The following is an 18,864-nucleotide window of genomic DNA, read 5'->3' on the forward strand; positions in this document are numbered from 1 at the left end:
GCCGGAGCCGGTCTGCCCGTACGGTGTGTCGAATGAGCGCCCGGCTGTGGCAACGTGCGGTGCCCGTCATCGCGATGAGCCTGTTCCTGATGCCGTTGGCGGCCTGCGGGGAGGCCGACCAGGACCCGCCCGTCTGGGAGGCCGGCTCGCCGACCACGGCGAGCGAACTGCCGACCGAGGCCGCGCCGCCGCCGAGCCCGGTGACGCCGTCGCCCACCGCCGCCTCGCCCACCCCGAAGGCCAGCGCGACGCCCCGGCCGAGCGCGAGCCGGACCACCAAACCGCCGGCCATCGGCACCGCCCGAGTCTCGGTCGTACGGACCGCGGCCGGTCAGGGTGCCCGGACCCTGTCCGTCGAGGGCGACGGACGGTGGAGTTACCTGGCGGGTACGCGGGACGACAACGGCACGCTGAACCAGTCCCAGCGGGAACGGTTGCAGGCGCTGCTCGCCGACCCGAAGCTCGACGCCGAGGCTCGGGAGCGGGACCGACCCCGCTGCCGCGACGCCGCGTCGTACGCGCTCAACACCGGCTCGACCACCGTGCTCTGGCAGGCCTGCTCCAACGGGGCACCGGCGACCGCCACCGCGATCGTCCGGCTGCTGGAAGGCGCCACCCCACTCTGACCGCCCGAACTCCGCCGCGCCGAAATCGAATGGTCCCCCCGGACGTGTCTCTGGCAACCTGTCGCCATGTCCGAGACCGTCTCACCGCCGCGTGACGTCGACGAACTGCTTCTGCTGGCGCGGCGCGGCGTACGGCTGCGGTTTCTGTTCTTCTGGGGTCACCAGCCGCAGCGTGACGGCGGCCCGGGGGCGGGTTGCCTGAGCCAGTGGTGGCCGTCCCCGTTCGTGGTCGAAGGGGTCCGGTACGCCACCGCCGAGCACTACATGATGGCCGGCAAGGCGCGGCTTTTCGGCGACGAGTCGATCGCCGAGCAGGTGCTGGTCGCACCGAGTCCAGGTGCGGCGAAGGCCCTGGGGCGCCGGGTGCGGGGCTTCGACCAGGCGGTCTGGGAGGCACACCGCTTCGATCTGGTGGTGGCCGGCAGCGTGGCCAAGTTCGGGCAGGACCCGGACCTGCGGGACTACCTGCTCGGCACCGGGAGCCGGGTGCTGGTGGAGGCCAGCCCGGTCGACCGGATCTGGGGCATCGGCCTGGCCGGGACGGACCCGGCGGCGGAGGACCCGGCCCGGTGGCGTGGGCTCAACCTGCTCGGATTCGCCCTGATGCAGGCCCGCGCACAACTCTCCGGCTGAACCCCCGCCAGCCGGACCTAAACGACGAACCCCACCCCCCGGGGGCAACACCGATTCCCTCGACGATCTTGCACTTGTGGCGCCCGGATCAGGGCACTTCTCCAGATTTGTGAGCCACCACAACTGCAAGATCGCCGTGCCTGGCCGGTGTTGCGGGGGGAGGGGGGAGAGGGAGGGGGTTAGATGACCTTGCCGGGGTTGAGGAGTCCGGTGGGATCGAGCGCGTTCTTGATTGCGTGATGGACCCGGATGCCGACCGGGCCGATCTCGCGGGCCAACCAGTCCCGCTTGAGCAGGCCCACCCCGTGCTCTCCGGTGCAGGTGCCGCCGAGCGACAGGGCGAGTTCCATGATCGCGTCGAACGCCCGCTGGCTGCGGGCGACGCTGTCCGGGTCGGCGCGGTCGACCACGATCAGCGGGTGCATGTTGCCGTCCCCGGCGTGCCCGACGACGCCGATCAGCACCTCCTGTTCGGCCGCGATCCGCTCCACCCCGTCGAGCAGCGCGGCCAGGGCGGTTCGGGGCACGGCCACGTCGTCGAGGAAGAGCCCGCCGTTGCCGCCGGGGAAAGCCTCGGCGGCGTACCGCTCCATCGCCGGGTGGGCCAGGCGCCGGGCCTGGAGCAGGGCCGCCGCCTCCACCGCGTCGCTCGCGGCGAACACCTCGTCCGCGCCGGCGGCGGTGCAGACCTCGGCGAGCCGGTCGAGGTCGGCCGGGGCCCGCGACCCGGTGTCGACCGCCGCGAGCAGCAGGGCACGTGCATCCGTACGCAGACCCATCGGCCGGTACGCCTCGATCGCCCGCAGGTGGGTCTGGTCGAGCAGCTCCAGCAGGCTCGGGGAGAGCCCCTGGGCGGAGATCTCGGCCACCGCCGCCCCGGCCTCGGCGATCGACCCGAAGACCGCGACCAGGGTCAGTGACTCCTCCGGGGCGGGACGCAGCGAGACGGTGATCTCGGTGATCACCCCGAGGGTGCCCTCCGAGCCGACGAAGAGCCGGGTCAGGTCGTACCCGGCCACCCCCTTGGCCGTACGCCGGCCGGTGCGCAGGACCTCACCGGAGGCGAGGACCACCTCCAGGCCGAGGACGTACTCGCCTGTGACGCCGTACTTGACGCAGCACATGCCGCCCGCGTTGGTGGCCACGTTGCCGCCGATGGTGGACGACTCCCAGGAGCCCGGATCGGGCGGGTAGCGCAGCCCGTACTTCGCCACCTCGCCGGCCAGGGCGGCGTTGACCACGCCGGGTTGCAGGACGGCGATCCGGTTCACCGGGTCGATCTCCAGGATCCGGTCCATCGCGGTGGTGCTGACCACCACCGCCCCGTCGACCGCGTTCGCCCCGCCGGCCAGCCCGGTCCGCGCTCCCTGCGGGATCACCGGTACGCCGTGCGCCGCCGCCACCCGCACCGTGGCGACCACCTCGGCGGTGCCGGTGGGGCGTACCACCACCGCGGGCAGCCCCGACGCGCACAGATCGGCCTCGTCGTGGCGGTACCCGGCGAGCAGGTCCGGGTCGGTCAGTACGGCCGCCGTACCGAGGGCCGCACGAAGGTCGTCGAGCAGGGGGGATCCGGCCATGGGTGGCAGGCTAACCGCCGGACTACCGTGACGGCCATGGTGTACGTCGACCCACCCGCCTGGCCCGCCCGTGGCCGACTCTGGTCACATCTGGTCAGTGACGTGTCCTACGCCGAGTTGCACGTGTTCGCGGAGATGATCGGCGCACCCCGCCGCGCGTTCGACCGGGACCACTACGACCTGCCGGACAACCGGTTCGCGATGGCGGTCTGGCTCGGCGCCCGGGTGGTTCCCGGCCGCGAGATCGCCCGCCTCCTGCGCGCCGCCAACCTCCGCCGCCCCAAACACCTCGCCTAACCACCCCACGCGTGGCCCCGCCAGTGGAGGTGGGTGAGTTCGCGGGTGAGGTTTTCGCGGGCGGGTTGTTCCCAGCGGGCGGCGAGGTGGGGCAGCCGGTAGCGGGTGGGCAGGTCGAGCAGGTCGCGGAGCACCGCCGCCCGACCGGCGCGGAAGTTCTCGTCCGGCACGTGGTGGTACTCGCGGCGGATCGCGGCGGCGTACTCGTCGTAGGCGGCGGCGGGAGCGGCGAGGATGGCGAGGTCGGCGTCGCAGAGCAGCGCCCCGGCCCGGTCGGTCGGCTCGACCCGGTGTCCGGCGGTGAGCAGCACCAGGCGTTCGACCTCGGTCACCGCCGAGGCCGGCAGGCCGAGTCCGGTCAGTAGTTCGGTGGCGAGGCCGGCGCTGGCCCGTTCGTTGGTGTCGCCGGGCGACTGCGGGTCGTAGACCGCGTCGTGACACCACGCCGCGAGGCGTACCGAATCGGCGTCGCCGGTCCACCCCGCCTCGGCGTCGACCACGTCCAGTACGGCCACCAGGTGCCCGACCGTGTGGTAGTGCCGATGCGGCTCCTCCCACCGCCGGAGCAGGTCCTCCCCGGCCGCGCTCAGATCAGGCTCGGCGGCGGTGGCCCCCGCACCCCGTACGGCGGCCCGCCACCGTTCGACCAGTCCGGTCACCGGATCGCCCCGATCACCGTGGTGACCGGCGACGGGGTGCTCGACCCGGTCGTGACCGATGTCGGGGCGAATGCGGTGCGTGATGGGGATTGAGCGGGTTGATGTTGGGTAGTCCCGGCCATGGAGTCCGCCCGGAACAAGGTCCGCTCAGCCGCAGACCTTGACAGTGAGCGGGTCAACCACGTGGTGAGCGAGCTGGGCGAACGCTCGAAGACCACGGTGCAGGACCGGGTGCATGCCGTACGGGCCAACTTCGTACTCGCCCTCCAGGCGGGTGTGGCAGCCCTGCTCTCCTGGTACATCTCGCACGACGTCCTCGGCAACACCGACCCGGTCTTCGCGCCGATCTCGGCGGTCGGCACGCTCGCCGCCTCGCTCGGCCAGCGGCTGCGCCGAACCGTCGAGCTGATTCTCGGGGTCGCGGTAGGGATCGGGATCGGCGACCTGCTGATCATCGTGGTCGGCAGCGGACCCTGGCAGCTCGGACTGATCGTCACCCTGTCCATCATCGTCACCATCTTCCTCGGCGGAAGTGTCGCCGTCGTGACGCAGGCGGCGGCCACCGCCGTACTGCTGGTGGCGCTGGCACCGAAGATGAGCAACGTCGAGTTCCCACGGGTCATCGACGCGCTGGTCGGTGGCGGGGTCGGGCTGTTCGTGGTGGCACTGCTGCTGCCACTCAACCCGCTCCGGATCGTCGACCGGGCGGCCAGACCGGCGCTGGAGACCCTGGCCGAGCAACTGACCGTGACCGCGGAGGCGCTGGCAGAACACGACCCTGTCCGAGCCTCGACGGCGCTGGACCGGCTCCGCCGGGTCGAGGAGTACATGGACGGCCTCCAGGAGGCGCTGGAGGGGGGCAGGGAGACCGCCACCCTCGCGCCCGCCCGGTGGAACCGCCGCCGGGCCCTCACCCGGTACGCGGAGAGCGCCGAGTACATCAACCACGCCGTACACAACAGCGGGGTGCTGGTACGGCGGGCGGTGACCGCGCTGGAGGACGACGAGCCGATCCCGGCCGCGATGGCGTCGGCGGTGCGGCAGTTGGCCGACGCGGTCCGGCTGCTGCACCAGGAACTCGGCGCGGGGCTGGACCCGGAGGCCGCCCGGGAGCGGGTGCTCCGTTCGGTCACCGCGGCCGGTCGCGCGTACTCCGAGGGGGTGGGCTTCTCCGGCAGCGTGGTCGTCGCCCAGATCCGGACCACCGCCAGCGACGTGCTCCGGGCCACCGGGATCGAGCGGACCGAGGCGAACCGCCTGGTCCGCCGGGCGGTGAGCACCCAGACCAGCCCGACCCGCAGCTCCCGCCCGTCGGCACACTGACCCGACCATGCGGCCGTTGGCGCACTGAGCCGACCATGCGGCCGTTGGCGCACTGACCCGACCGCGCGCCCGTCTGCCCACCGAGCTGGCCGTGCGGCTTCGCGTCAGCCCCCGGAGCGGGCGGGCAGCGCCCGGACTGCGGCGGCCTGCCGTCAGCGTAGTTCGGCGAGGGCGTCGAGCAGCCGGTCGACGTGGGCGGCGGTGCTGCCCAGGCCGATGCTCGCCCGCAGGGCGGTCGGCGGCAGGTCGGACCGGCCACTGCGCGCGGCGGCCTCGCCGAGCAGCCGTCGGGCCAGCGGGTGGGCACAGAACAGGCCGTCGCGTACGCCGATCCCGTGCCCTCGGGCCAGCTCGGCGGCGACCTCGGCCGAGTCCCGACCGGCGACCACGAAGGAGACGATGCCGACCCGTGGCGCGTCGGCGTCGAAGGTACGCAGCTCGACGATCCCCGGCAGGGCGTGCAGCCCGGCCCGCAACCTGGCCAGCAGGTCCTGCTCGCGGGCGTGCAGGTCGGCCCGGTCCGCCTCGTCGAGGGCCGTACAGACCGCGGCGAGGGCGACCGCACCGAGCAGGTTCGGGGTGCCGGCCTCGTGGCGTCCGGGGCCGTCCGCCCAGCGCACGTCGTGGGTGGCGGTGCCGACACCGAGGGTCGCCCCGCCGCCGAACAGGTACGGCGGCGCCGCGTCCAGCCAGTCCGCCCGTCCGGCGAGCACTCCGGTGCCGAACGGGGCGTAGAGCTTGTGCCCGGAGATCGCCACGTAGTCGATCTCCGATCCGGCGATGTCCACCGGCGCGTGCGGGGCGAGCTGGGCGGCGTCGACCGCGATCCGGGCGCCGTACCGGTGGGCGACGGCGGCCAGTTCGGTCACCGGCCACCGTTCGCCGGTGACGTTGCTGGCGCCGGTGACGGTGACCAGGATCGGGTCGGCCGGGTCTGACTCGCGGCGCAGTTCACGCAGCGCCTGGCTCAGGGCCGTCACGGCGGCGGCGGGCGAGGCGGGGACGGGCAGTCGTACCGTGTTCGGCCAGGGCAGCAGGTTGGCGTGGTGCTCGCCGCCGAAGGTGACCACGGTGGTGCCGGCCGGGACCGCACGGGCGAGCAGGTTGAGCGCGTCGGTGGTGTTCCGGGTGAAGATCACGTAGTCGTCGGCCCGGGTGCCGAGGAAGTCGCCGACCGTCTGCCGGGCCCGCTCGTACGCGAGCGTGCTGCGCTGGGACAGCGCCCCGGCGCCCCGGTGCACGCTGCCGTACCAGGGCAGGAGCTCGGCCACGGCGTCGGCTGCGGCACGGGCGCAGGGTGCGGTGGCGGCGTAGTCGAGGTTGACCAGGTCGGGCACGCCGAGGACGTCGAGCGGTCCGGCGGGTGCGAGCGGCGCGACGGTGACCCCGGTCGCGGCCGTCGGGCGCGGCGCGGCGGTGCGCGGGTCGACCGGGGAGGAGACGGGTACGAGAGTGGAACGCATGGGTACGACCTCCGGCAATCCGGGACCCCGGTTGCTGAGGGTGGGGTCCGCGCTTGCCCAGCACACGGATCGGGCTGGGCCCGGTCATCACCCAGGGCACCCCACCGCGAACTCGACGAGGGTTGCCGGCCAGCAAGCTGGGGCTTCGCCCACCGTCCGGTCGAACCTCCGGCGTCTCGCCGGTGGTCGGTCGGGTCGGTGTGCGTTGGTCGCTGGCACTCGTGACCTGCCTGGCAGCATAACCGGACGGATTGCGGTCCGACCAGCGGGTCGAGGGGTGACTACGCTGGCGTCATGGCCGACACCCCGCCCGGCGGAGATCCCTACTCGCCGCCGCCGATCCCGCCTGCCGCGCCGACCCCGCCGGTCAGCGCCATCCCGCCGAGGGTGGCGAAGTTCTCCGGCCGAGGGCTGACCTGGCGGCGTGGTCTGGTGCTCGCCGGGGTGATCCTGCTGATCGCCGGCTGTGCGGTCTACATGGCGATAACCCTCGGCGACGACCTCGGCCTGCAGGCGCTGATCATCGGGCTGGTGGCCGCGATCCTGCCGGTGCCGGTGCTGATCGCCTGCTTCCTCTGGCTCGACCGGTACGAGCCCGAGCCGATGGTCTACCTGATCTTCTGCTTCGCCTGGGGTGCGTTCGTCGCCACCGCCGCCTCGCTGAACGTGAACCGGGAGACCGCCGAGTTGTTCGCCGGGTGGGGGCTGCCGGACTCGCTGGTGGCGGTGCTCGGGGCGCCGTTCATCGAAGAGTTGACCAAGGCCCTCGGGCCGTTCCTGCTGCTGCTGTTCCGCCGCCGGGAGTGGTCCGGCATCACCGACGGGATCGTCTACTGCGGACTCTCCGCGGTCGGCTTCGCCATGGTGGAGAACATCCTCTACCTCGGCGGGTACGGCTACGCCGCCGGTGCCGACCAGTACGGTCCGGCGACCGGGGTGCAGAACGTCTTCGCGATCTTCATCGTCCGGATCCTGCTCACCGGGTTCGCCCACCCGCTGTTCACCTCGATGACCGGAATCGGGCTCGGCATCGCGGCCCGCTCGGCGGACAAGCGGGTCCGGATCTTCGCCCCGCTGGCCGGTCTCCTGGCGGCGATGATGTTGCACGGCACCTGGAACCTGATGCCCTCGCTGGCGGCGGCACTCGGGCAGAACCTGATAGTGCTCTACGGGTACATCGGCGTGATGGTGCCGATCTTCCTCGGCATGGTCGGGCTGGCCGTCTGGCTGCGTGGCTGGGAGGGCCGGCTCACCGAGCGCCGGCTGCCCGACTACGTACGGGCCGGCTGGCTCAGCCCGCCCGAGGTGGCCGCCCTGGGCAGTCTCGGCCGGCGGCACTCGGCCCGGCGCTGGGCCCGGCGGGTCGCGGGGGAACCGGGCCTGAAGGCGATGCGCGGTTTCCAGTTCTCGGCCACCCGGTTGGCTCTGCTGCGCGACGGGATGCTGCGCGGGCTGGACACCAAGCCGGCCGACCGCGCCCGCACCGCGTACGAGGAGCGGCAGTTGCTCGACGCGATCACGGCGTACCGGTGGGCGTTCGTGGGTCGGGACCCGCAGGCGCCGGTCGGGGTCTGGGACGGGGCCCGTTACCACCTGAACTTCCCGGACGGGGTGCCGCGCACGGTGGAGGCGCCGGCCGAGCCGGTGGTGCCGATCCCGGTGGTGTTCACCCCGCCGCCGGCTCCGAGCCCCTACGGTCCGTACGGCCCGCCGCCGCCCGGTTACAGGTAGAGCCCGGTCGAGTCGGTGTCCACCCGCTCGGCGGCGACCGCGTGCACGTCGCGCTCGCGGAGCAGGACGTACTCCCGGCCGTGCAGTTCCACCTCGGAGCGGTCGTCCGGGTCGAACAGGACCCGGTCACCGGAGACGATCGAGCGGACGTTGGGTCCGACACCCACCGCGGTCGCCCAGGCGAGGCGGCGTCCGATCGAGGCGGTCGCCGGGATGACGATGCCGGCGGTCGAGCGCCGTTCACCCTCGCCGGCCTCCAGGCGTACCAGGACGCGGTCGTGCAGCAGGCGGATCGGTAGGCCGTTGTCGAGGTCTGGGTCGGCGGTCACGACCGGAACGGTACCGCTGCGACCGTGGCGACGGTGGTGGAGGTCGAGGTCACGGCCGACGGGTGGGTTGCGCAGCCGCCGGTAGGGGCAAACTGGGGGAGAATTCAGGGCTCCGTCGGGACGTTCCGTCGTGTTCCTGCCGGTTACCGTAGGTAAGCCGGTTCGCCAGCCAGGAGGTGTGCGCTTGAGCCGCTTCGAGCAGCTGCGGGCAAGGGCCCGCCGCGCGTACGAGTCCGGCCGTGACTCGGTCCGGGCCGCGCGTCCGGCCGCCGGTGAGCGGGTGACAGTGGCCGACGAGCCCCCGGCGCCGGAGCAGTACGTGTCGCCGGTGCCGCCGCCCCGGGCGCCGATCGCCGGTGACGAGGTCGCGTCGGTGCACTCCTCAACGTCGAGCCGCGACGACGCGGACGTGCCGAGGGCGCTGCGGATCGCCGGCGCCTGGTCCTGGCGGTTGCTCGCGATCGGCCTGGTCACCTATGCCCTGCTCAGGGTGATCGGCACGATCCGGATCGTCATCATCCCGCTGATCATCGCGCTGCTGCTCTCCGCCCTGCTCGCCCCGGCGGTGGGCTGGCTGCTGCGGGCCCGGTTCCCGCGTTCGCTGGCCACCGCACTGGTGCTGGTCGGTGGCCTGGCCGCGGTGGTGGGCACGCTCACCCGGGTGGTGACCGAGTTCGTCGGCGGGGTGCCGGAGCTGAGCAAGAACGCCTCCGAGGGCATCCGGCAGATCCAGGACTGGCTCCGTACGGGACCGCTGCACCTGTCGGACAACCAGCTCAACTCGTACATCGACGAGGCGCAGAAGTGGATTGACGAGAACACCCAGGCGCTGACCAGCGGTGCGCTCTCCACCGCCACCACCCTGTTCGAGCTGCTCACCGGCGCCCTCCTGGTGCTCTTCGCGACCTTCTTCTTCCTCCGCGACGGGGGCAGGATCTGGCGCTTCATGGTCCGGCTGCTCCCGGTCAACGCCCGGTGGCGGATCGACGACGCCGGGCGGGCGTCGTGGGCCACCCTGGTCGCCTACGTACGCGCCACCGTGCTGGTCGCCTTCATCGACGCCGTCGGCATCGGCATCTTCCTGGTCATCTTCGACGTGCCGTTCGCGTTCCCGCTCGCCGCCCTGGTCTTCCTCGGCGCGTTCATCCCGATCGTCGGGGCCACCCTCTCCGGGGCGGTCGCGGTGCTGGTCGCGCTGGTCGACAGCGGCCCGGTCACCGCGGCGATCATCCTGGGCGTGGTGATCGGGGTGCAGCAGATCGAGGGCCACATCCTGCAACCGCTGATCATGGGGCGGGCGGTGGCGATCCATCCGCTCGCGGTGATCGTCGGGATCGCCGCCGGAGTGGTGCTCGCCGGGATCGTCGGCGCGCTGATCGCCGTACCGCTGATCGCCGTACTCAACACGGCCGTGCGGCGGTTGGCCCACCGGCGCCCGCCCGAGGTCCCGCCGGACGCGGTGGTGGTCGCCTCCACCGCTCCGTGACCGGCTACGGGGGCGTGGGTCAGTCCTTGGCGAGGCGTTGCAGTGCGCCCCGGGCCACCTCGGGCCGGGTGGTGTACCAGAACGGTGGCAACGAGCGGCGCAGGAACGCACCGTAGCCACGGGCGGTCTCGAGCCGGGAGTCGAGAACCGCGACCACGCCCTTGTCGCCGGTCGACCGGATCAGCCGACCCACACCCTGGGCCAGCCGGACCGCCGCGATCGGCACGCTGACCGCCGCGAAGCCGGACCCGCCGGAGGCGTCGACCGCCGCCGCGCGGGCCGCCGCCAACGGCTCGTCGGGTCGGGGGAACGGCAGCCGGTCGATCACCACGAGCTGGCAGGCGTCGCCCGGCACGTCCACGCCCTGCCAGAGCGACATCACGCCGAACAGGCAACTCGCCCGCTCCTCCCGGAACCGGCGGACCAGCAGCGGCAGCGACTCCTCACCCTGGAGCAGGACCGGCAGGTCGGTCCGCGCCCGGAGCAGCTCCGCGGCCTGCTGCGCGGCCCGCCGGGAGGAGAACAGCCCGAGGGTACGGCCACCGAGCGCGGTCACCAGTTCGAGCAGTTCGGTGCCGGCCGCGTCGGGCAGGCCGGAGGCGGCGGGGCGGGGCAGGTGCGCGGCGACGTACAGGATGCCCTGTCGGCCGTAGTCGAAGGGTGAGCCGACGTCGAGCGACCGCCACCCCGAACCCGACTCGCGTTCGATCAGGGCGGCGTCCCCGGCAGCCTTCGGCGCCGGTTTGGCCTTGCGGGCCGGGGCGGTCGAGGCGGCCAGCGCGGAGGCGGCCGGCGACGGCGGGTCCACGGTGACCGGGCCGAGGCCGAGGGCGCGGGCCACGGTGTCGAACCGGCCGCCGAGGGCCAGCGTGGCGGAGGTGACCACCACGGTGCGCTCGTCGTACAGCTCGTTGGCGAGCATGCCGGCGACGGAGAGCGGCGCGACGACCAGGGCCCGGCGTCCCGCCCCCGGACCGTCCGACTTCTCCACCCAGGCCACGTCGTGCTCGCCCTCCTCCAGCAGCCGCTGCGAGGTCTTGGACAGGTCGTCGAGGACTGCCTTGGCCTGCTGCTTGCGTACCGGATCGGGGTCGTCGGCCTTGATGTCGCCGACCTTGTCCAGGGCCGCGCGGGTGGCCGCGTCGAGCAGGGTGCACGCCTCCCGTAACGGACCCGGCAGTCCGGCGGTGATCCGCCCGGCCGGCGCCTCGGCCAGCCCGACCGAGAGCGCGTCACCGGCGGCGATGAGCGACTCGGCGATCTCCGGGGTCAGCAGCGGCCGGGCCCGGCGGGCGGCGCGGTCGACCAGCTCCGGTACGAGTTCGGCCTGCGAGGCGGAGGAGACCCGGTCGGCCAGCTCGTGCGCCTCGTCGACCACCAGGAGCTTGTGCGGCGGCACGATGTGCCGGTCGGCCAGCAGGTCGACGGCGAGCAGGCTGTGGTTGGTCACCACGATGTCGGCCTCGCGGGCCCGGACCCGGGACGCCTCCGCGAAGCACTCCGGCCCGTACGGGCACCGCCCGGCACCGACGCACTCGCGGGCCGGCATCGACACCAGCCGCCACGCCTGGTCGTCGACGCCCGGATCGAGCTCGTCCCGGTCGCCGGTCTCGGTCTTGTCCGCCCAGGCACGCAGCCGCTCGACCTGCTTGCCCAGCCGGCCCGCCTCGCCGAGCCACTTCATGCCCCCGCCACGCCCGGGCGTGTCGAAGAGGGTGTCCTCCGGCTCGTCCTCAGTGGAGTTGTCCAGCCGGGCCAGGCAGAGGTAGTGGTGCCGGCCCTTCAGCACGGCGAACGTCGGCCGACGGCCGAGGACCGGCTCGACCGCGTCGGCGAGCCGGGGCAGGTCGTGCTCGACGAGCTGGGACTGCAACGCCAGGGTGGCGGTGGAGACCACCACCGGCCCGTCGACGGTCAGTGCCGGCGCGAGATAGGCCAGCGACTTGCCGGTGCCGGTGCCCGCCTGGACCAGCAGGTGCTCGCCGGTGGCGATGCTCTCCTCGATGGCCGAGGCCATGAGCTGTTGACCGGGCCGGGCCGAGCCGCCGGGCACCGCGCCGACGGCGGCGGCGAGCAGTTCGTCGGTGCTCGGCCGACCGGCGCGCCGCCGCCGACGGGTGGTCGGTGCCGGGGCCTTCGCGGAGTCGGCGCTCCCGGAGTCGGCGGTGTTGTTGGCGGTGGTCGGAGCGGTCACCGTAGGACCGTACCTGGCCGTCCCGACACCGACCGCGCACCTCGGTTGGCGAAGGGTCTTCGCACGGGCGCGGAGTGGGGGGCATCGGTTAGGGTGCGGGCATGTCGAGCGATGTGGTCCGGGTCGTTTACACCAAGTACGACGGCACCGCGCACCGGGACTACCCTGCCCGCCGGCTGACCGAGGACGACCTGGGTGTCTGGCTCGGGGTGACCGCCGGAACCGAGTCGGTCTACCACGGCCGACCCTCCGTGGAGCAGATCCCCTTCGTGCTCCTCGTGCCGCACTCGGCGTGGTGGACCGGCATGTTCAACCCTCCGCCGAGGACCAGCGAGGTCTACTGCGACATCGCCAGCCCGGCCCGCTGGGAGGGGGACACGGTCAACCTGATCGATCTGGACCTCGACGTGGTCCGGCGTCGGGGGACCGGCGCGGTGGAGTTGCGCGACGAGGACGAGTTCGCCGACCACCGGGTCCGGTTCGGTTACCCGGAGGACGTGGTGGTCCGGGCCGAGGCGGCGGCCGAGTGGCTCTACGACGCGCTCGGCGACGGGACCGAGCCGTTCGCCACGGCGTACCGGAAGTGGCTCGCCCTGGTGCTCTGAACGCCGCCTCCGGGCGACCATGCCCGAGCCGGGCGGGTCAGCATGGGGCGGGCCACTGCGGCGTGTCAGGTCCGAGCGCCGGCACCCGGCTCAGCTTCTCCGGGTTCTGTTGGTGGAAGATGCCGGTGATCCTGCCGTCGGCGACCGTGTACCAGGTCACCACCCGCAGCCGCCGGTCGTTGCGGTAGTCCCCCTCGACCTGGAGCCCGAGCGAGCCGTTGACCAGCACCGGCAGGGCCCGGGCGGCGGTGGTGTCGAGCACCGTACGGCGGACCAGGCCGAGCGCGAACCGGGCCACCTTCAGCACCCCGACAACCGGGTTGCGGGCGCTCGGGGCGTGACCGCCACTGTCGCCGACGAAGACCACGTCCGGGGCGAGCACCGCGACCAGCCGGTCGAGGTCGCCCGATTCGGCGGCGGCGAGGAAGGCGGCGACCACCCGCTGCTGCTCGGCCAGGTCGGCGGTGTGCCGGGGCCCGCCCTCGGCGACCGCCCGCCGGCCCCGGGAGGCGAGCTGCCGGGCGGCCGTCGGTGTGCCGTGCAGCACCTCGGCGATCTGGGTGAACGGCACCGCGAAGACGTCATGCAGCACGAACGCGACCCGCTGCTCGGGGGTGAGCCGTTCCAGCACCACCAGCAGCGCGATCCCGACCTCCTCGGTCTGGGTGACTCGTTCGGCCGGGTCGGGGGCGAAGCCGCCGGCGTCGGGGAGGTGTCCGGCGGCGCCGGGGGCGGCCAGTCCGGGCGTGTCGGGCAGCCGGCTGATCACCGGTTCGGGCAGCCACTGACCGACGTACGCCTCGCGGCGTACCCGGGCCGAGCGGAGCAGGTCGAGGCAGATCCGGCCGGTGGCGGTGGTGAGCCAGCCGCGCAGGTCGCGGATCTCGGCGCGGGCCGCCGGGTCGGCGAGTGCCCGTGCGTAGCGCAGCCAGGTTTCCTGGACCGCGTCCTCGGCATCGGCGCGGCTGCCGAGCATGCGGTACGCCACCGCGGTCAGGTGGTCCCGCTCGGCCTCGAACTCGGTCGCCAGGTCCCGCACGGCCGCCCCCCTGCCTGGATCGCTCTCCCGGTCGGTGCTCCGCCGCGAATTCTCCCCCTACTCCGACGGGGCCTGCCAGCGCGCTACTCCCGGTGGAACCGGCTGTCGTGCTCCTCCGGCGGAACGGGCCGGCGGGAGGCGACTCGGGGCTCGCGTCGCGGCGGGGCCTCCGGTCGGCGATGATCGGGGTATGACCAGACGTGGTGTGGTGCCGGCATGAGCGAGCCGAGGCGGTCCGTCCGCGACCTGCTGCGGGTGCCGACCGGCGGGACCGGGCTGGACCTCGGGGCGATCCACCCGCGTACGACGCCGGGGTTGCCCCGGGCCGGGGTGGTCGGCAGCGATCCGAAGGCCTGGGCGCGGGCCCGGGTGCAGGAGATCGGGGCGGACCTGGGTCGGCAGCAGGAGATGCTGTTCGCCTCGGCGAAGGTCGACCCGGCGTCCGGGCGCAGGCTGCTGCTGGTGCTCCAGGCGATGGACGCGGGCGGCAAGGACGGCACCATCCGGCGGGTGGCGGGCACGATGAACCCGCTCGGCCTGCAGATCAGGTCGTTCGGGCGGCCGACCGAGAAGGAGCTCAACCACCACTTCCTGTGGCGGATCCGCCGGGCGCTGCCGACTCCGGGATACGTCGGGGTGTTCAATCGATCACACTACGAGGACGTCCTGGTGCCGCGGGTCGAGTCGCTGGTCCCCGAGCACACCTGGCGGGCCCGGTACGACGAGATCAACGAGTTCGAGCAGGAGCTGGCCGACGGCGGGGTGACCCTGCTCAAGGTCTTCCTGCACATCTCCTACGACGAGCAGTTGGAGCGCCTGCGCAGCCGGCTCGACGACCCGGAGAAGCACTGGAAGTACGAGCCGGCGGACGTGGACACCCGCGCCCGCTGGGCCGACTACCAGGCCGCGTACGCCGAGGCGCTGGCGCGTTGCAGCACCTCCGGATCACCCTGGTTCGTGGTCCCGGCGAACCGGAAGTGGTACCGCGACTGGGCGGTGGCGAGCCTGCTTCGGGAGACCTTCGCGGGCATGCACCTGACCTATCCGGCACCGAGGTTCGACGTCGAGCGGGAGCGGCGGCGGTTGCTCGAGATGCGCCCGGAGCCGGTGGAGGCCTAACTGTCGCTAGATGAACAGCAGGTGAACCAATGGTGAATCACACCTGGCCAGAGGTGGGCCGGTGGTTGCGCGATTTTGTCGTTTCCTAGCATTCCCCAAGGCAGGTCCGTTGACGCCCGCCACCCCCACCGCCGACGCGACGAGGTCCGTGCCGTGAAGTTTTCCTTCCGCCCCACCGAGGGCGCCTTCTACGAGCTCTTCACCAGGGCCGCGCAGAACCTGGTGCGGGGTACCGAGCTGCTGAACGAGCTGGCCCTGCCCGGGGTCGACGTGCAGTCGGTGAGCGAGCGGCTCACCGAGGTCGAGCACGACAGCGACCAGATCACCCACGACCTGTACAAGAAGATCAACTCGACCTTCATCACGCCCTTCGACCGGGAGGACATCTACCGGCTCGGGTCCCTGCTCGACGACGTGATGGACCACCTCGAGGCGGTCGGCAACCTGCTCTACCTCTACGGGCTGACCAAGCTGCCGTCGCTGCCCCGGGAGATGCACGAGCTGGTGAACGTCCTCGACCAGCAGGCGAAGCTCACCGCCGAGGCGATGCCCCGGCTGCGCTCGATGCGTGACCTCGAGGACTACTGGATCGAGTGCAACCGGCTCGAGAACGACGGCGACCAGGCGTACCGGATGCTCCTGGTCCGGCTCTTCTCCGGCGAGTACGACGCGCTGACCGTGCTGAAGATGAAGGAGGTCGCCGACGAGCTGGAGGCGGCCTGTGACGCCTTCGAGCACGTGGCGAACACCGTCGAGACCATCGCGGTCAAGGAGTCCTGACCCGGTGTCTCCTGAACTGATCGCCGTACTCGCGGTGATCGCCGTCGCCATGCTCTTCGACTACACCAACGGCTTCCACGACGCCGCGAACGCGATCGCCACCAGCATCTCCACCCGGGCACTCACGCCCCGGGTCGCGCTGGCGATGGCGGCGCTCGGCAACTTCATCGGCGCCCACCTCGGCGGCAACGTCGCCAAGACCGTCGGTGACGGCCTGGTCGAACTGCCCGCCGGGTTGGCCAGTCTCGGGGTGGTCTTCGCCGGGGTGCTGGGAGCCATCTGCTGGAACCTGCTCACCTGGTACTTCGGCATCCCCTCCTCGTCCTCGCACGCCCTGTTCGGCGGGCTGGTCGGTGCCACCCTCTGCTCCGGCATCTTCAACGTCGGCGGCTCGGTGCTCTGGAACGGCATCCTGCTCAAGGTGGTCCTCCCGATGGTGGCCTCGCCGCTGGTCGGGTTCGGACTCGGGGCGCTGATGATGCTCGCGGTGATGTGGGTCTTCCGGAAGGGCAACCCGGCGAAGCTGAACCGGGGCTTCCGCTGGGCCCAGACCGTCTCGGCGATGGCGATGTCGATCGGGCACGGCATGCAGGACGCGGCCAAGACCATGGGCATCGTGGTGCTGGCCCTGTTCGCCGGCGGTTACCAGGACAGCAGGACGCACATCCCGGAGTGGGTGTTCTGGACCTCGGCGACCGTGCTCGCCCTCGGCACGTACGCGGGTGGCTGGCGGATCATCCGTACCCTCGGGCGGAAGATCATCGACCTTGGTCCGCCGGAGGGCTTCGCCGCCGAGACGGTGGCCAGCATCGTGCTCTTCACCACCTCCCGGCTCGGCCTGCCGATCTCCACGACCCACACCATCACCTCGGCGATCATGGGCGTCGGCGCGACCAAGAAGCTCTCCGCGGTCCGCTGGGGCGTGGCCGGCAACATCGTGATGGCCTGGATCCTCACCTTCCCCGCAGCCGCCGGCATCGCCGCCATCTGCTACTTCGCCGTCCGCCCCCTCTTCTGACGGGTACGCCCGAAGCACGCACTTGTAGAGAATGAGGGGCTATCCGCGTGCGGACAGCCCCTCATTCTCTGTATGTGGGCCCCCGAAGGGGCGGGCGCGTCAGGGGTAGGTGACACCGATCTGGGTGCGGATGGTGTCGAGGAGGTCCATCACGTCGAGGGTCACGGCGTGGGGGACGAGAGAGCTTTCCTTCAGGCCAGCGGCCAGGCAGCGCTGCACCTCGGCGGCCTCGTACTGGTAGCCGTTGCCGACCACCTCGGCCGGCAGCAGCTCCGGCTCGGCGCCCGCCCGGTGCAGGGTCGCCCCGCTCGGCCGGAAGAACGGCTCGCCCAGCTCGATCCGGCCGGTGGTGCCGGTGATCGTCGCGGTCAGCGGGGTCGCGCCGACGATGCCGCAGCTCAGCGATGCGACCGCGCCGGAGTCGTACCCGAAGACGACCCCGGTGTTCTCGTCGACCCCCTCCGGGCCGAGCGCCGCCCAGGACCGGATGTGGTCCGGCCGCCCGAGCACCAGGTGGGCCAGGCTGATCGGGTAGACCCCCAGGTCGAGCAGGGCCCCGCCGCCCAGCGCCTTGGCCCGCATCCGGTGCTCCGGCGGGAACGGCCCGGCCACCCCGAACGCGGCCTGTACGGCGGTCACCGAACCGATCGCGCCGTCGGCGATCAGGTCCAACACCCGCAGTACGGTCGGGTTGCACCGCATCCACATGGCTTCCATCAGGAAGACGTCCCGCTTCCGGGCGGTCTCGATCAGCGTGGTGCTGGTCGGCAGGTCGAGGGTGAACGGCTTCTCGCAGAGCACCGCCCGCCCCGCCTCCAGGAGCGTCATGGTGGCGTCGTAGTGGGCGGCGTGCGGGGTGGCCACGTACACCACGTCCACCTCGTCGTCGGCGGCGAGTTCCGCCCAGGAGCCGTACGCCCGGGGGATGTCGTGGTGGTCGGCGAAGAGCCGGGCCGCGTCGAGCGATCGGGAGCCGACGGCCACCACCTCGGCGTCCGGTACGAGTCGCAGGTCCTCGACGAACCGGGCGGCGATGTTGCCGGTGGCCAGGATGCCCCAGCGCGTAACGCGCCCGGGGCCAGCTTGCTGATCCATGTCACCCCTCCAACCACGGGCCGCCGGCTACCTCCGGCAATCTCGCACCCGTGAGAACAGCCCGAAGCATCCCCCGTGACCCGGCACAACACCAACCGCAGGGTCTGCTCCTGTGTTGGGTGGGGCTATCCGCGTTCGGCTAGGCGGGCAATGTCAGGAAGCGTCGCCGAGGGTCGCCGACCGACACATCGGGCAGGTCTTCGACCGCGTCGGACAGGCACATTGAGAGGTAGAGGGCGGCTGACAGGGTCGGCTCGCCAGCGAGTTCTTCCCGTCGAGGGGGGCACGGCCAGTCAACGCCGCAGGCCCGGCAGCGCCACGAAGGCCGTTCGGCCACGTGGGTGCTCACCAGCGCCCCCGATTGGGCGTGTTTGGCGTCGGCTCAGCAGGCTGGGGGCGGCTGAGCCGGTCTGGACAGTGCCGCCAGCGGAGGCCGCACCGACACCACCGACTGAGCGGATGGCGCCGACGGTGGAGGGGACCTGACGGGATCGGCTGCGGCTGACGTCGAGTACGCATAACGTAATCTTGCGGCCTCAATTAGGCATGCGTCAAGCCCCGGTAGGCAAGCGTCAAGTGCGCCCCCGCCGGAAGGTGCCCGCAATGAACCTGGAGCTATGGGCCGCGCAGGAAGTCGGCGATTTCCTCAACGTCTCGCGTCAGCGCGTGTCGCAACTCGCGACGCAGCACGACTGGCCCGAGCCGATCGCCACCCTCGCTGTCGGCCGCATCTGGCTCGCCGACGACATCCGGGCATGGGCCGCGAGGCATGGCCGCCCCGTACCGGTGGACGAGCCGGACGAGGGTGCATAGCCGTCCACGCCCCGCGACATGTGCTGCTCGTAGTTCATGATCGACGCGCGGTGAGCTGTCGTGTTGCCACTCCC

The 18,864-nt window shown here is 72.3% G+C and carries 18 protein-coding genes and 1 riboswitch; of the genes, 11 read left to right on the forward strand and 7 right to left on the reverse strand.

What is annotated here, in order from left to right; genetic code table 11:
* The first annotated feature begins 32 nt into the window (after positions 1–32).
* Both OIE47_RS16115 and OIE47_RS16120 read left to right on the forward strand, forming a co-directional pair.
* Positions 33–626 (forward strand): hypothetical protein, encoded by a 594-nt coding sequence (locus tag OIE47_RS16115; protein WP_326562305.1) that lies wholly within the window; start codon positions 33–35, stop codon positions 624–626.
* Between the two features lie 66 nt (positions 627–692).
* Entirely contained in the window at positions 693–1,259 is a 567-nt protein-coding gene (locus OIE47_RS16120) for an NADAR family protein (RefSeq protein WP_326562306.1), read from the forward strand.
* Positions 1,260–1,438: 179 nt separating this feature from the next.
* Here OIE47_RS16120 and OIE47_RS16125 read toward each other — a convergent pair whose 3' ends face one another.
* On the reverse strand, positions 1,439–2,839 hold the full coding sequence (locus OIE47_RS16125; protein ID WP_326562307.1) for an FAD-binding oxidoreductase: 1,401 nt from the start codon (positions 2,837–2,839) through the stop codon (positions 1,439–1,441).
* A 36-nt stretch (positions 2,840–2,875) separates the two neighbouring features.
* On the opposite strand from OIE47_RS16125, the gene OIE47_RS16130 reads away from it, so the two are divergent.
* The gene (locus OIE47_RS16130; RefSeq protein ID WP_326562308.1) at positions 2,876–3,136 is read left to right on the forward strand and encodes a DUF4031 domain-containing protein; all 261 of its coding nucleotides are present in this window, start codon (positions 2,876–2,878) and stop codon (positions 3,134–3,136) included.
* Here the strand turns inward: OIE47_RS16130 and OIE47_RS16135 are convergent.
* Positions 3,133–3,795, reverse strand: a complete 663-nt coding sequence (locus OIE47_RS16135) for an HD domain-containing protein (RefSeq protein ID WP_326562309.1) — start codon at positions 3,793–3,795, stop codon at positions 3,133–3,135. The two genes, OIE47_RS16130 and OIE47_RS16135, sit on opposite strands and share 4 nt — an antisense overlap.
* A 120-nt stretch (positions 3,796–3,915) precedes the next feature.
* On the opposite strand from OIE47_RS16135, the gene OIE47_RS16140 reads away from it, so the two are divergent.
* Positions 3,916–5,118, forward strand: coding sequence for an FUSC family protein (locus OIE47_RS16140; protein ID WP_326562310.1), 1,203 nt, complete (start codon positions 3,916–3,918; stop codon positions 5,116–5,118).
* 152 nt (positions 5,119–5,270) lie between these two features.
* On the opposite strand, the gene OIE47_RS16145 is transcribed toward OIE47_RS16140, so the two are convergent.
* The gene (locus OIE47_RS16145) at positions 5,271–6,581 is read right to left on the reverse strand and encodes an aminotransferase class V-fold PLP-dependent enzyme (protein WP_326562311.1); all 1,311 of its coding nucleotides are present in this window, start codon (positions 6,579–6,581) and stop codon (positions 5,271–5,273) included.
* A gap of 44 nt (positions 6,582–6,625) precedes the next feature.
* Positions 6,626–6,747, reverse strand: a riboswitch (SAM riboswitch).
* Positions 6,748–6,875: 128 nt separating this feature from the next.
* Between OIE47_RS16145 and OIE47_RS16150 the strand changes: the two genes are divergently transcribed.
* Positions 6,876–8,312: a PrsW family intramembrane metalloprotease gene (locus OIE47_RS16150; RefSeq protein ID WP_326562312.1), complete on the forward strand. Its 1,437-nt coding sequence runs from the start codon at positions 6,876–6,878 to the stop codon at positions 8,310–8,312.
* Here the strand turns inward: OIE47_RS16150 and OIE47_RS16155 are convergent.
* Complete coding sequence (locus OIE47_RS16155; protein ID WP_326562313.1) at positions 8,303–8,641, reverse strand: GroES family chaperonin; 339 nt, start codon at positions 8,639–8,641, stop codon at positions 8,303–8,305. The two genes, OIE47_RS16150 and OIE47_RS16155, sit on opposite strands and share 10 nt — an antisense overlap.
* Before the next feature lie 178 nt (positions 8,642–8,819).
* Here OIE47_RS16155 and OIE47_RS16160 point away from each other — a divergent pair, with 178 nt between their 5' ends.
* On the forward strand, positions 8,820–10,127 hold the full coding sequence (locus OIE47_RS16160; RefSeq protein ID WP_326562314.1) for an AI-2E family transporter: 1,308 nt from the start codon (positions 8,820–8,822) through the stop codon (positions 10,125–10,127).
* Between the two features lie 19 nt (positions 10,128–10,146).
* Here OIE47_RS16160 and OIE47_RS16165 read toward each other — a convergent pair whose 3' ends face one another.
* Positions 10,147–12,204: an ATP-dependent DNA helicase gene (locus OIE47_RS16165; RefSeq protein ID WP_442792160.1), complete on the reverse strand. Its 2,058-nt coding sequence runs from the start codon at positions 12,202–12,204 to the stop codon at positions 10,147–10,149.
* Positions 12,205–12,422: 218 nt separating this feature from the next.
* Here OIE47_RS16165 and OIE47_RS16170 point away from each other — a divergent pair, with 218 nt between their 5' ends.
* Positions 12,423–12,926, forward strand: a complete 504-nt coding sequence (locus tag OIE47_RS16170) for a DUF402 domain-containing protein (RefSeq protein WP_326562316.1) — start codon at positions 12,423–12,425, stop codon at positions 12,924–12,926.
* Between the two features lie 37 nt (positions 12,927–12,963).
* On the opposite strand, the gene sigJ is transcribed toward OIE47_RS16170, so the two are convergent.
* Positions 12,964–13,965, reverse strand: a complete 1,002-nt coding sequence (gene sigJ, locus OIE47_RS16175) for an RNA polymerase sigma factor SigJ (RefSeq protein ID WP_326562317.1) — start codon at positions 13,963–13,965, stop codon at positions 12,964–12,966.
* 216 nt (positions 13,966–14,181) lie between these two features.
* Here sigJ and OIE47_RS16180 point away from each other — a divergent pair, with 216 nt between their 5' ends.
* From OIE47_RS16180 to OIE47_RS16190, 3 genes are all read left to right on the forward strand, one after another.
* The gene (locus tag OIE47_RS16180) at positions 14,182–15,084 is read left to right on the forward strand and encodes a PPK2 family polyphosphate kinase (protein WP_326562318.1); all 903 of its coding nucleotides are present in this window, start codon (positions 14,182–14,184) and stop codon (positions 15,082–15,084) included.
* Positions 15,085–15,237: 153 nt separating this feature from the next.
* On the forward strand, positions 15,238–15,864 hold the full coding sequence (locus tag OIE47_RS16185) for a DUF47 domain-containing protein (RefSeq protein ID WP_326562319.1): 627 nt from the start codon (positions 15,238–15,240) through the stop codon (positions 15,862–15,864).
* Positions 15,865–15,868: 4 nt separating this feature from the next.
* The gene (locus OIE47_RS16190) at positions 15,869–16,882 is read left to right on the forward strand and encodes an inorganic phosphate transporter (protein WP_326562320.1); all 1,014 of its coding nucleotides are present in this window, start codon (positions 15,869–15,871) and stop codon (positions 16,880–16,882) included.
* A 99-nt stretch (positions 16,883–16,981) separates the two neighbouring features.
* On the opposite strand, the gene OIE47_RS16195 is transcribed toward OIE47_RS16190, so the two are convergent.
* Positions 16,982–17,977: a Gfo/Idh/MocA family protein gene (locus tag OIE47_RS16195; protein WP_326562321.1), complete on the reverse strand. Its 996-nt coding sequence runs from the start codon at positions 17,975–17,977 to the stop codon at positions 16,982–16,984.
* A 603-nt stretch (positions 17,978–18,580) separates the two neighbouring features.
* On the opposite strand from OIE47_RS16195, the gene OIE47_RS16200 reads away from it, so the two are divergent.
* Positions 18,581–18,790: a DNA-binding protein gene (locus tag OIE47_RS16200; protein WP_326562322.1), complete on the forward strand. Its 210-nt coding sequence runs from the start codon at positions 18,581–18,583 to the stop codon at positions 18,788–18,790.
* Positions 18,791–18,864 lie beyond the last annotated feature (74 nt).

Source organism: Micromonospora sp. NBC_01796 (genome assembly GCF_035917455.1).
GTDB lineage: Bacteria > Actinomycetota > Actinomycetes > Mycobacteriales > Micromonosporaceae > Micromonospora_G.

What these genes read in the sequence shown, in the direction of transcription:
- OIE47_RS16115 (WP_326562305.1), top strand. Translation starts at nt 33, where the DNA reads ATGAGCGCCCGGCTGTGGCAACGTGCGGTGCCCGTCATCGCGATGAGC.
- OIE47_RS16120 (WP_326562306.1), top strand. Translation starts at nt 693, where the DNA reads ATGTCCGAGACCGTCTCACCGCCGCGTGACGTCGACGAACTGCTTCTG.
- OIE47_RS16125 (WP_326562307.1), bottom strand. Translation starts at nt 2,839, where the DNA reads ATGGCCGGATCCCCCCTGCTCGACGACCTTCGTGCGGCCCTCGGTACG.
- OIE47_RS16130 (WP_326562308.1), top strand. Translation starts at nt 2,876, where the DNA reads ATGGTGTACGTCGACCCACCCGCCTGGCCCGCCCGTGGCCGACTCTGG.
- OIE47_RS16140 (WP_326562310.1), top strand. Translation starts at nt 3,916, where the DNA reads ATGGAGTCCGCCCGGAACAAGGTCCGCTCAGCCGCAGACCTTGACAGT.
- OIE47_RS16145 (WP_326562311.1), bottom strand. Translation starts at nt 6,581, where the DNA reads ATGCGTTCCACTCTCGTACCCGTCTCCTCCCCGGTCGACCCGCGCACC.
- OIE47_RS16150 (WP_326562312.1), top strand. Translation starts at nt 6,876, where the DNA reads ATGGCCGACACCCCGCCCGGCGGAGATCCCTACTCGCCGCCGCCGATC.
- OIE47_RS16170 (WP_326562316.1), top strand. Translation starts at nt 12,423, where the DNA reads ATGTCGAGCGATGTGGTCCGGGTCGTTTACACCAAGTACGACGGCACC.
- OIE47_RS16180 (WP_326562318.1), top strand. Translation starts at nt 14,182, where the DNA reads ATGAGCGAGCCGAGGCGGTCCGTCCGCGACCTGCTGCGGGTGCCGACC.
- OIE47_RS16195 (WP_326562321.1), bottom strand. Translation starts at nt 17,977, where the DNA reads ATGGATCAGCAAGCTGGCCCCGGGCGCGTTACGCGCTGGGGCATCCTG.
- OIE47_RS16200 (WP_326562322.1), top strand. Translation starts at nt 18,581, where the DNA reads ATGAACCTGGAGCTATGGGCCGCGCAGGAAGTCGGCGATTTCCTCAAC.